This window comes from Kribbella sp. NPDC051770 (genome assembly GCF_040681455.1).
Taxonomy (GTDB): domain Bacteria; phylum Actinomycetota; class Actinomycetes; order Propionibacteriales; family Kribbellaceae; genus Kribbella.
Genome location: NZ_JBFAYT010000023.1, coordinates 42,404 through 54,414, shown reverse-complemented (window position 1 = coordinate 54,414; position 12,011 = coordinate 42,404). Strand labels below are relative to the sequence as shown.

The window sequence follows — 12,011 nt, the reverse complement described above, 5'->3', positions numbered from 1 at the left end:
GCCGGATCTTCCTGACCGCCGGGCACTGTACGGCGGGCAAGCCGTCGTTCTCCCGCAACGGGTACGTGCTCGGCGAGACCCGCAGCTCCAGCTTCCGTCGCCGACCTCCTCCCCCGGTTGGAGCAGCTGACCGTTCACGACCGCGAGCAGCTCGGGCGCCGGCTCGAGCGGGTGCGGACCACCCGCGAGCCCGAGAAGCGGGCGCAGGCGCTGCAAGGAATGCTCGGCGCGATCGAGCAGGCTGAGCGGCGCGTGGAGCAGCGGCGGAGCGCCGTACCGGAGATCACTTATCCGGAAGAGCTGCCGGTCAGTCAGCTGAAGGACGAGATCGCTCAGGCGATCAAGGACCATCAGGTCGTCGTGATCGCGGGTGAGACCGGGTCCGGGAAGACCACTCAGATTCCGAAGATCTGTCTGGAGCTGGGGCGCGGTGTTCAGGGGCTGATCGGGCACACCCAGCCGCGCCGGCTCGCGGCCAGGACCGTCGCGGAGCGGATCGCCGAGGAGCTCGGGACCGAGCTGGGCGACACCATCGGGTACGCCGTGCGGTTCACCGACAAGGTGAGCGACCGCTCGCTGGTGAAGCTGATGACCGACGGCATCCTGCTCAACGAGCTGCAGCGTGACCGCGACCTGAGCCGGTACGACACGCTGATCATCGACGAGGCGCACGAGCGCAGCCTGAACATCGACTTCATCCTGGGTTACCTCAAACAGCTGCTCCCCCGCCGGCCCGATCTCAAGGTGATCATCACCTCGGCGACCATCGATCCCGAGCGGTTCGCCGAGCACTTCTCCGACGCCCACGGCGAGCCCGCGCCGATCGTCGAGGTCTCCGGCCGGACGTACCCGGTCGAGGTCCGCTACCGCCCGGTGAACGACCCGGACGATCCGAGCACGATCGACCGCGACCAGACGCAGGCGATCCTCGACGCCGTCGACGAGCTGTCCGTCGAGGCCCCGGGCGACATCCTCGTCTTCCTCAGCGGTGAGCGCGAGATCCGCGACACCGCCGACGCGCTGAACGACAAGTTCGCCGCCCAGCGCGGTCGCCCGGGCCAGTCGGTCGAGGTCCTCCCCCTGTACGCCCGGCTGTCGAACGCCGAGCAGCACCGGGTCTTCCAGCCGCACAGCAGCAGCCGCCGGATCGTGCTCGCGACGAACGTCGCCGAGACCTCGCTGACCGTCCCCGGCATCAAGTACGTGATCGACCCCGGTACGGCGCGCATCTCGCGGTACAGCCATCGCACCAAGGTGCAGCACCTGCCGATCGAGGCGATCAGCCAGGCCAGCGCCAACCAGCGCAAGGGCCGCTCGGGCCGGACCAGCGACGGCATCGCGATCCGGCTGTACTCCGAGGAGCACTTCGAGGCTCGCCCGGAGTTCACCGACCCCGAGATCCTGCGCACCAACCTGGCCTCGGTCATCCTGCAGATGACGTCGATCGGGCTCGGCGACATCGCCGCGTTCCCGTTCATCGACGAGCCGGACAAGCGCAGCATCACCGACGGCCTGCAGCTGCTCACCGAGCTGGGCGCGATCGAGGCCGCGAAGGCCAGTGAGCGACATCGCCGGCTGACCCCGATCGGCCGGCAGCTCGCGCAGATCCCGCTCGACCCGCGGCTGGCCCGGATGATCGTCGAGGCGGACAAGCACGCGTGCGTGCGCGAGGTGATGGTGATCGCGGCCGCGCTGTCGATCCAGGACCCGCGCGAGCGGCCGACCGACGCCGAGGCCCAGGCCACCCAGTCGCACGCGCGTTTCCGCGACCCGAACAGCGACTTCCTCGGTTACCTCAACCTCTGGGGCTACCTCAAGAAGCAGCAGAAGGAGCTGTCCGGCAACCAGTTCCGCCGGATGTGCCGCAGCGAGTACCTGAACTACCTGCGCGTCCGCGAGTGGCAGGACATCTTCGCCCAGCTCCGCCAGGTCGCCTCCCAGATCGGCGTCACGCTGAACTCCGGCGAGCCGGCCGACCCGCAGAGCGTGCACGTCTCGCTGATGTCCGGCCTGCTCTCGCACCTCGGCATGAAGGACCCGGCCAACCAGCACCAGTACCTCGGTGCCCGCGGCACCAAGTTCGCGATCTTCCCCGGCTCCGGTCTGTTCAAGAAGCCGCCGCAGTTCGTGATGGCCGCGGAGCTGGTCGAGACCTCGCGGCTCTGGGCGCGCGTCAACGCCAAGATCGAGCCCGAGTGGGCCGAGGACATCGCCCAGCACCTGATCAAGCGCAGTTACTCCGAGCCGCACTGGGAGCGCAAGGCCGGCGCCGTGATGGCCTACGAGAAGGTCACCCTGTACGGCGTACCGATCGTTGCCCGCCGCAAGGTGAACTACGGCAAGGTCGACCCCGAGGTGTCCCGCGAGCTGTTCATCCGCAACGCGCTGGTCGAAGGTGACTGGGACACCCACCACAAGTTCTTCCACGCCAACCGCAAGCTGCTCGAAGAGGTCGAGGAACTCGAGGAGCGCACCCGGCGCCGCGACCTGCGGGTCGACGACGAGACGCTGTTCGCCTTCTACGACGAACGCCTCGGCCCGGAGGTCGTCACCGGCCGGCACTTCGACACCTGGTGGAAGAAGGCCCGGCAGCGCGACGCCGACCTGCTCGACTTCGAGCGGTCGCTGGTGGTCCGCGAGGGCGCCGAGGTCCGCGAGGAGGAGTTCCCGCTCACCTGGTCGCAGCACGGGATGACCTTCGACCTGACCTACGCCTTCGAGCCGGGCACCGACGCGGACGGTGTCACCGTGCACCTACCGTTGCTGGTGCTCAACCAGGTCACCGCCGACGGGTTCGAGTGGAGCGTCCCGGGCTTCCGCGAGGAGCTCGTCACGACCCTGATCAAGTCGTTGCCCAAGGCCATCAGGCGCAACATCGTGCCGGCTCCGGACCACGCCCGGCAGGTGCTCCCGCACCTCGACCCGGCGTCCGGTCCGCTGACCGACGCGCTGGAGCGCGAGCTGCGCAACCTGCGCGACGTCCAGATCGACGAGTCCGACTGGGACTGGAGCCGGGTGCCCGAGCACCTGCGGATGACGTTCCGGGTGGTCGACGACCAGGGCAAGACCGTGGCCGAGGGCAAGGATCTGGCCCGGCTGAAGGAGCGGTTGAAGCCGAAGACGACGGCGGCGATCTCGAAGGTCGCGTCGAAGGCGGTCAGTGGGCTGGAGCGCGCCGGCCTGACCGACTGGACGATCGGCGACCTGCCGCGCAGCTTCTCCGAGCACCGCGCCGGGCTGACCGTCGCCGGGTACCCGGCGCTGGTCGACGAGGGCAAGACAGTCGCCGTCCGGCTGCAGGAGACCGAGCGCGACCAGGCCGCCGCGATGTGGGCCGGGACGCGCAAGCTGCTCCTGCTGACGATGCCGTCGGTGGTCGACGTCGTGCAGAAGAACCTGACCAACCAGCAGAAGATGACGCTGCTGGCCGGTCCGCACCGCAGCGTCGGCGACCTGCTCGACGACGCGATCTCCGCGGCGATCGACCAGCTGATGGCGGCGGCCGGTGGCCCGGCCTGGAACCTGACCGCGTTCTCGATCCTGCGCGACGCCGTACGGTCCGATCTGGCCGACACCGTGCTGACGATCCTGCAGCAGGTCGAGCAGGTGCTCGCGCACGCGCGGACAGTCGACAAGCAGATCTCGCGGTCGTCGAGCCCGGCGCTGCTGGCCGCGCTGTCCGACGTACGGGGTCAGCTGGAGGGGCTCGTGCACCGCGGGTTCATCACCGAGACCGGCGCGCAGCGGCTGCCGGACCTGATCCGCTACCTGCGCGGGATCGAGCAGCGCCTCGACAAGGTCGCCGCGAACGCGATGCGGGACCGGTCCGGGATGGCGGTCGTGCAGCTGCTCACCGAGGAGTACCAGGCGCGGCTGCGCGCCGTACCGGCCGGGAAGTACCCGAGTCCGGAGCTCCTCGAGGTGCGCTGGATGCTGGAGGAGCTCCGGATCAGTCTGTTCGCGCAGACCATCGGTACGCCGTACCCGGTGTCCGACAAGCGGATCCGGAAGGCGCTGGCGGCGGCCTAGCCTGCTGCGACCGGCGGCTCCGGCGCCGCGGCGTCGAGGAAGCCGGTGACCAGCTCGCGGAACAGCTCGGTGCGGGCCAGGCCGAAGAAGTGGGTGCTGCCCGGGATCACCGCGAGCTGGTGGACCGGCAGGCCCACGAAGTCGGCGTTCACGTCGCCGCCGAGGAGCTGGTAGACCTTGACCGCGTGCTCGAGCTTGAAGCCGTCGTTGTCTCCGACAGTGATCAGCGTCGGGACACTGATGCTGCTGATCTGCTCGTCGGTCCACTCCGGCACACCCTCGTTGAAGGTGCCGAGCTTGTCGAGCAGGGCCTGCAGGTGCTCCAGGTCGGGGTGCGGCGACTTGGCCAGGTAGTCGGCCTCCATCGGCGTCCCGGCGATCATCTCCACCTTCATCTCGCCGACCGCGGCGTTCTCCGGGCGGTCGCCGTCCTTCTGGAACGACGCCGAGGAGATGATCGCCTTGCGGATCAGCGCCGGGTGGTCGATCACCAGGTGCTGCGCGACCCCGGCGCCGACGCTGAAGCCGAACACGTCGACCTGCTCGATGCCGAGGTGCTCCAGCAGGCCGATCACGTCGGAGGCGAGGTTCGGGCAGGTCAGCAGCCGGTCGATGTCGTTGGTCCGGCCGTGCGCCTGGAAGTCGGCCGCGATCACCTGGCGGGTCTCGGCCAGCTTCGGCAGCAGCTCGCCGAACTGGAGGTCGATGTTGAACAGTCCGCCGTGCAGCAGGAGCAGCGGCGTGCCGCCCTCGCCGTGGATCTCGTAGTACATCTCCAGGCCGTTCACGGGCGCGTAACCGGTCTTCACGTTCGTCTCCCCTTGGGTCGGTGGGCCCCCAGTATTGGCTACCAGGGGCCCACCGCAAGGGTTACGGGTAGTTGGTCACGTAGCGCTGTTGCGTCGCTGCGTTCGCCGTACCGCCGGTGTTGTTGATGACGTTGCTGATCGTGCCGACACCACCCAGCGAGACCGAGACCAGGCCGTGGAATCGCACTCCGGCCGTGTCCGGGACCTCGAAGGAGCGGGAGGCGACGATCGACGGGTTGGTGTTGAAGAACGAGTAGCTGCCGACGCCCCACGCCTCGTGGTTGCTGACGCCGTTGGCGACCTTGTACGCCGCCCAGCCCTGCGTGCCGCCGCCGCTGGACCAGCCGGCCTGGTTCGGTACGTCGTACGGGAACTCGTTCTGGAAGAAGTACGTGCGGCCGTTGTTGCCGTTCCAGAGCACCTCGTACTGCTGGTAGTGCTCGACGAACAGCCCGTACATGGTCACGTTGTTGCCGTTGACGACGAGACCGTTGGCGGCGGTGTTGACGTCCCAGCCGATGCCGTCGCCGTGGTCGCCGCGCCACAGCCAGAGGTGGTCGCCGATCACGTTGTTGCTGTTCACCTGCACGCTGACCGTGGCCTTGCCGACGTGCGCGCCGCCGATCCGGGCGTAGACGTCGTGCAGGGAGGTCGGGTTCGCGGCGTGGTTGGCGTTCGCGCCGGGCTGGCCGACCTGGATCAGGACCGGCGAGTTGACCGGGCCGGCGTCGACCAGGAAGCCGGCGAGCTTCACGCCGTCGACGTCGGCGACGGTGATCGCCGCCTGGCCGGTGTCGGGGATCAGCGTGGCCAGGCCGAGGCCGAGGACGACGGTGTTCGGCTTGGTGACGCGGATCGCGTCGTTGAGGTGGTAGATGCCGGGCGTGAAGAGCAGGTGCTTGCCCTGGTCGAGCGCGGCGTTGATCGTGGCGACCGGGGCGCCGGGCTTGACGACGTAGAAGTCAGCCAGGCTGATCGACGTACCGGCGGCCGGGCCGGCTGCCCAGCTGGTACCGGAGGTGTTGCTGCGCAGCGCCGGGACGAAGACCTTGTAGTTGCCGTCGGCACCGAAGTACAGGAAGGGCTTCTCCCGGACCTGCGGCGTCTGGCCGACCACCGTGTGCGACGGGTTCGGGAAGTTCTGCGGCGGGGCGCCGTTGACGCCGACGAAGACCATGTTCCAGACCGAGCCGGCCCAGCCGTTGCCGAACTCGGAGTTGCGGCTCAGCCACTGCTGCTGCGAGCCCGAGACGACTCGGCCGTCGATCTTGGTGTCGGCGAACAGGCCGCCGCTGGCCCAGCCGTCGCCACCGTTCCAGAGCTGGATCTCGGGCGCGCCCTTGAGATGCATCCGCCGGTACGGCGCCGCCTGCGAGACCGCCCAGCGCTCGATCTGGCCGGGCGGCGTGGTGACGGCGAGGTTCTCGGCGGAGCGCCAGAAGTTCTGGGTGGCGTTGCCCTTGTTGTTCGGGTTGTCACCCTGCTGGAGCCAGTCGGCCTCGACGCGGACGTGGCCGTTGAGGTTGACGTCGTCCGGGGACAGACCGAGGCCGGCGACCTGGGTGTAGAAGCCGAGGTTCACGTCGGCGGTGTACGTGCCGGGCTTCCAGAGGGCGGCGTACCGCTGGGTGCCGAACTGGTTGGTGTGCATCTCGGCGGCGATCTGGTTCAGCCGGTTCTGCATCTCGGCCTGCGGGGTGCTCGGGCTGAAGACCGAGACGTTCGGGCCGAAGTCGGGGTTGCGCGGGTCGGTCGGCGGGACCACGGGACCGGTGCCTCCGTCGGTGGTGCGGACGGCGACCTCCCACAGCGAGTAGCCGTAGCCGGTCGCGCGCTGGGTGCCGGTGATCCGCAGGTAGCGGCCGGCGCCGTTGACGTCGAGGGTCTGGGTGCCGCCGGTGCCGGTCGTGGTCGCGTAGAGCTGCGACCAGTTGGCGGCGTTGTCGGAGGCCTCGACCCGGAAGGCCTTGCCGTACGCCGTCTCCCAGGTCAGCGCGACCTGGCAGATCGGCTGGCTCGACCCGAGATCGATCTGCAGCCACTGCGGATCGGAGAAAGCGCTCCCCCAGCGCGTTCCCGGGTTGCCGTCGACGGCGGCCGCGGCCGGGACGCCGCCGTTCTCGGTGGAGGAGGCGGTGGCCGGGCGGCCCTGGGCGATGTTCGCCGTACCGCAAGCTGCGTCCTGCTGGGCGGACGCGGCGTCGGCCTCACCAGAGACGACGAGCGCGGCGGCCAGGAGAAGACCTGCGGACGCGAGAGCCAGAGAGCGGCGGAGAACCGCCGGGGACCGGTGCGAGGGCACCGGAGCGCGCGTGCTGAAGGACATGGGCGAGACCAATCAGACGGTGAACAGGGCGGGTGAGAGAGCGCTCTCTGAGAGAGTGAGCCCGCTCCGGTTCGGTGTCAAGGGAACGTTCCCCGAGCGCGGTTCCGGAACTTGCGGTGGGTCGGCGGTGATGGGGCTCAGCGGCGACCGAGGAGGCCTCGTTCGAAGGCGATGGCGACGGCGGCGGCTCGGTCCTTGGCGCCGAGCTTGGCGTAGATGTGGATCAGGTGGGTCTTCACCGTGGCCTCGGTGACGAACAGGTGGTCGGCGACCTCGCGGTTGGTGGTTCCGCGGGCGACCAGGGCGAGGACCTCGAGCTCGCGGGGGCTCAGCTTCTGGTGCTGCGGTGTGGTCGAACGGCGAGTGAGGGTCTGGGCGACCGTGGGCGAGAGCACGCTCTCTCCGCGGGCCGTCGCCTCCACCGCTCGCCGGAGCTCGGCGCGCGGGGTGTCCTTCAGCAGGTAGCCGGTCGCGCCCTCGTCGATCGCGGCGAGTACCTCGGCGTCGTCGTCGAACGTCGTCAGGACGAGGACCGCGGGCGCCGGCTGCTGGGCTTTGAGCGCACGGATGAGATCGGCGCCGCTGAGGCCGGGCATGCGGAGGTCGAGCAGTACGACGTCCGGCCGGTGGCGGGCCGCGACGACGAGCGCCTCGGCGCCGTCGCTTGCTTCGCCGACGACCTCGAAGGCGGGGTCGGCGTCGAAGATGCCGCGCAGCCCGTCGCGGACGATCGGGTGGTCGTCGACGATCACGAGCCGGATCATTCGCCGGTTCCGTCCGCCAGCGGGATCGCTGGAACCGTTGCCGAGATCGCAGTGCCGCGCCCCGGGGTGGACTCGACGGCGAGAGTGCCGGCCAGCCGAGTCACTCGCTGGCGCATGGCGATCAAGCCGAAGCCACCACCAGTACCTGGAACGAAACCAGCGCCGCTGTCGTGGATGTCGAGGGCTACTACGTCATCGAGGTACGACAGCGTCACCACCACCTGCGTGGCCTCGGCGTGCTTGGTGATGTTGGTGAGGGCTTCTTGGGCGACGCGAAGCAGCGTGGCCTCCACCTCGGGGTGCAGCGCGAGCGGGTCTCCGGTGACGGTCAGCTCGGCGGCTGCTCCCGACCTCTCGCGCACGAGCTTCTCCAGCGCCGACGCGAGGTCGGCGTCGTGCAGCGGGCCTGGCCGGAGGGCGTGGATCGACCGTCGCGCCTCGGCCAGGCTCTCCCGGGCCAGCCCGCCGATCGCTGTCAGCCGCGCGCCCGCCGACCCGGGGTCGTCCTCCGCAGCCTCGGCCTGGGTGACGATGCCGGTCAATCCCTGCGCGATCGTGTCGTGGATCTCGCGCGCCATCCGCTGCCGCTCCCCCAGTACGCCGGCCTCCCGCGCACTGGTCAGCAGCCGGGCCTGCAGTTCCGCGTTCTGCTCGGCGAGCGCCGCGAGCTCTGTGCTGGTCCGTTGCAGCTCGGCGATCAGTTTCCGCCGCTGCTCCGACTCGTTCACGATCGCGGTGAACAGCACCCCGGTCGCCGAGGCGATCAGCACCGCGACGAGGAACGACACGATCAGATCGCCAGCAGACTCCCCCGCCCGCGGCCGCGCCAGCACCAGTACGGCGGCAGTCGCCGCCACCCCGGCGTACGCGAGCCTCCCGGGCAGGAGCGCGAACGCCTGCAGGAAGATCCCGACGCCGGTCACGGAGAACACCGAGTCCGCGTGGACCAGGAACGCGAGCATCACGAGCATGCCGACCAGGTAGCCGACGCGGATGAGCAGCTGCCGCTCCGGCCGGTACAGCATCGCCATCCAGACCAGTGCGAGCAGGCTCACCAGCAGCACCGCGGGACGCCACTCGCTGATCAGCGCGAAGGTCGCGGGCAGCAGCAGGAACAAGTACGGGAACGCCGGGAGAGCGCGCTCCCAGGCTGGGACCCGAACAGCGTCGTTCATGCGCGGAAGCACCGGGCCGCGACGGCGGTTGCTGCAACGGTGATGGCCGCCATGACGATCAGGGTAGTGGCGGACAGTGGCGTTCCGGACCACGCTGCGCGGATCGTTTCGACGGCCGGAGCCATCGGGGTCCAGTCGCCGACCGTGCGCAACGTGCCCGAGGTCAGCTCGCGCGGAACCATCGCGCCCGACACGAACACCATCGGGAAGAACAGCGCGAGGCCGAGCAGCGTCGCGCTGCGGTGGTTCGGGACGAGCGCGCCGATCAGCAGCCCGATCGCACCCAGGCTGCTCGCGGCCAGAATCCAAGCCAGTAACACCTTCAGCGCATTCGCAGGCGCCGCCAGCTCGAACGCGAGCGCGCCGATCAGGACCAGCACCGCCGTACCGAGAACGGCGAGCAGCAGGTGCGCGACCCACTGACCAGCCAGCAGTAGACCAGGTGCGGCCGGTGTTGCCCGCAGCCTCTTCAGGATCCCGCGTTCCCGGTACTGCGCGATCGTGCTCGGCAGCACCACCAGCGCGGCCAGGCCGATCACGAAGATGCTCAGCATCGGGACGTTCGCGTCGATGTCGCGGACGCCGCTCGGCAACGTGCCGGCGCTGCGCATCTTCACCCAGAGCAGCACCGCCGGGAAGGCCAGTGCGAAGAACGCCGAGGACGGATCGCGGATGATCAGCCGGAGCTCGACACCGATGACCCGCGCCAGCCCCTTCACGACAGCTCCGTCTCGGAGATCGCCAAGTACGCGCTCTCCAGCGAATCCGTCCCGGTCTGCGCGACCAGCTCCGCCGGCGTACCGGAGGCGATCACCCGGCCGCCGCCGACCACGACGACGCGGTCGCACAGCGCCTCGGCCTCGTCCATGAAGTGCGTCACCAGCACCACCGTCAGCCCGCGCTCGCGCAGCTTGCGCAGCATCGTCCACGTCGTACGCCGGGCCACCGGGTCGAGCCCGGTGGTCAGCTCGTCGAGGAACACCACCTCCGGGTCACCGACCAGCGCGAGCGCGACGAACAGCCGCTGCTTCCACCCGCCCGACAGGTTGCCGAACCGCATCCGCTGCTTGTCGGCCAGCTCCCAGTCGGTCATCACCGTGCGCCAGTCGCCGCGGTCGTACAGCCCGGCGTACAGACGGAACGCCTCGCCGACCCGCAGGGCGTCGGGGAGCGCCGATTCCTGCAGCTGTACGCCGATCCGCTGCTGCAGCGCGCGGCGCTGCGTCCACGGGTCCATCCCGAGCACCCGCAGCTCACCGCCGTCGCGCCGCCGCAGCCCCGACAGGCACTCGACCAGCGTCGTCTTGCCCGCTCCGTTGGCGCCGGCGATCCCGACGATCTGGCCGCGCTCGACGCGCAGCGAGATCCCGTCGACCGCGGCCCTTGTCCGGTAGTTCTTCCTGAGCCCGTCCACCTCGATCACTGTCATGGTTCGAGGCTCCCGTCCGGGTGCGCGCCGGACATCAACCGATCGGTGGACCGACGGCAGAAGGCCGGCCTCCCCACGGGGAAAGCCGGCCTTCCGGGTGCTGCGGGTCGCCTACTCCAGGCAGATCCGGAACGGGTGCCCGGCCGGGTCGGCGTAGACGCGCCAGCCGCGGGCGTTCTCGGCGGGCGGGGCGTCGACGGGGTCGAGCGGCTCGGCGCCGAGGGCGACCACGGCCGCGTGACCGCTGGACAGGTCCTCGACGATCAGGTCGAGGTGAAGCTCGAGGGAGTCGGTGCCCGGCCAGGTCGCCGGGACGTAGTCCTCGGAGCGCCGGAAGGCGAGCGACGAGAAGCCGAGCGTCGAACCGGGGCCGCTGAGGCTGCGCCAGTCGTCGTCACCGTGCTCGTCGATCTCCAGACCGAACAGCGTCGAGTAGAACCGGGCGAGCTCGAGCGGGTCCGGGCAGTCCAGCACCACCGAGCCGAGCCGCCCGGCGGTACTGCCCGGCTGCTCTGCCACCTGCGTCATCTGTCCTCCAGCTTCCATGTCAGGAGTTGGGCCCGTCGGAGTCAGAAGGCCCGGAACACCATGACAGGTCACTGGCCCACTGCGCACCTTTCGACACGCACAGTTGACAGGTCAGACAGATCCGCGGCTCGCTCCGCGTGACGCGGACCTGGCAGAGTGCGCCCATGACCGTGCCGCCCGCCACGTTCGTCAAGCACCGGCTGGACGCTCCCCCGGGGTTCTTCAGCGTCGAGGCCGCCGGGCTTCGCTGGCTCGCCGTACCCGCTGGCGTGCCTGTGGTGCCGCCGCTGGAGGTGACGGCGACCAGCATGACCACACCGCACCTGGACACCGTGCCGCCGACCGGTGCGGCTGCTGACGAGTTCGGCCGGCTGCTGGCCGTCACGCACGACGCCGGCGCCCGCTGGTACGGCGTACCGCCCGACGGCTGGGACACCGACGGCTTCATTGGCACCATCGAGCTGCCACACAGCCTGCGCCCGCTGGACACCTGGGGTGCGTTCTACGCCAACCTGCGGCTCCGCCCGTACCTGCGGACGGCGTACGACGCCGGGACGCTCGACACCGATCACCTGAAGGTGTTCGAACGCCTCTGCAGCAAGCTGGAGGCCGGCGCGTACGACGACCCGTCGGAACGCCCCAGCCGCCTGCACGGCGACCTGTGGTCCGGCAACGTCGTCTGGTGCGCCGACGGCGTCCACCTGATCGACCCGGCCGCCCACGGCGGCCACCGCGAGACAGACCTCGCCATGCTCGGCCTGTTCGGCATGCCGCAGCTGGAGCGCGTCCTGCGCGCGTACGACGAGGCGCACCCGCTCAGCAACGGCTGGCGCGACCGCGTCGCCCTCCACCGCCTCCACCCGTTGCTGACCCATCTGGTGATGTTCGGCGCCGCCTACCTCCCCCGCGCCCTGGCCGTCGCCCACCACTACTAACGCAAGGAGTTGTCGG

General features: G+C 69.9%; 9 protein-coding genes. 2 read left to right on the top strand and 7 right to left on the bottom strand.

Annotated features, from left to right (window positions below; genetic code table 11):
• The first annotated feature begins 117 nt into the window (after positions 1–117).
• Positions 118–4,029 (top strand): ATP-dependent RNA helicase HrpA, encoded by a 3,912-nt coding sequence (hrpA, locus tag AB0M01_RS38855; protein WP_363677786.1) that lies wholly within the window; start codon positions 118–120, stop codon positions 4,027–4,029.
• Here the strand turns inward: hrpA and AB0M01_RS38850 are convergent.
• From AB0M01_RS38850 to AB0M01_RS38820, 7 genes are all read right to left on the bottom strand, one after another.
• On the bottom strand, positions 4,026–4,838 hold the full coding sequence (locus AB0M01_RS38850; protein WP_363677785.1) for an alpha/beta hydrolase: 813 nt from the start codon (positions 4,836–4,838) through the stop codon (positions 4,026–4,028). The two genes, hrpA and AB0M01_RS38850, sit on opposite strands and share 4 nt — an antisense overlap.
• 61 nt (positions 4,839–4,899) lie before the next feature.
• The gene (locus tag AB0M01_RS38845; RefSeq protein WP_363677784.1) at positions 4,900–7,164 is read right to left on the bottom strand and encodes a discoidin domain-containing protein; all 2,265 of its coding nucleotides are present in this window, start codon (positions 7,162–7,164) and stop codon (positions 4,900–4,902) included.
• A 137-nt stretch (positions 7,165–7,301) separates the two neighbouring features.
• Positions 7,302–7,928 carry a response regulator transcription factor gene (locus AB0M01_RS38840; RefSeq protein ID WP_363677783.1) on the bottom strand — a complete coding sequence of 209 codons (627 nt, stop codon included), beginning with the start codon at positions 7,926–7,928 and terminating at the stop codon, positions 7,302–7,304.
• Positions 7,925–9,103, bottom strand: a complete 1,179-nt coding sequence (locus AB0M01_RS38835) for a sensor histidine kinase (RefSeq protein ID WP_363677781.1) — start codon at positions 9,101–9,103, stop codon at positions 7,925–7,927. The genes AB0M01_RS38840 and AB0M01_RS38835 overlap by 4 nt, the downstream gene beginning before the upstream one ends.
• Positions 9,100–9,822, bottom strand: a complete 723-nt coding sequence (locus AB0M01_RS38830) for an ABC transporter permease (protein WP_363677780.1) — start codon at positions 9,820–9,822, stop codon at positions 9,100–9,102. Before AB0M01_RS38830 ends, AB0M01_RS38835 begins: the two co-directional genes overlap by 4 nt.
• Entirely contained in the window at positions 9,819–10,532 is a 714-nt protein-coding gene (locus AB0M01_RS38825) for an ABC transporter ATP-binding protein (RefSeq protein ID WP_363677779.1), read from the bottom strand. The genes AB0M01_RS38830 and AB0M01_RS38825 overlap by 4 nt, the downstream gene beginning before the upstream one ends.
• 111 nt (positions 10,533–10,643) lie before the next feature.
• A complete protein-coding gene (locus tag AB0M01_RS38820) occupies positions 10,644–11,060 on the bottom strand; it encodes a VOC family protein (protein ID WP_363677778.1) in 417 nt (138 codons plus the stop codon).
• Positions 11,061–11,224: 164 nt separating this feature from the next.
• Here AB0M01_RS38820 and AB0M01_RS38815 point away from each other — a divergent pair, with 164 nt between their 5' ends.
• Entirely contained in the window at positions 11,225–11,995 is a 771-nt protein-coding gene (locus tag AB0M01_RS38815) for a fructosamine kinase family protein (protein WP_363677777.1), read from the top strand.
• Positions 11,996–12,011 lie beyond the last annotated feature (16 nt).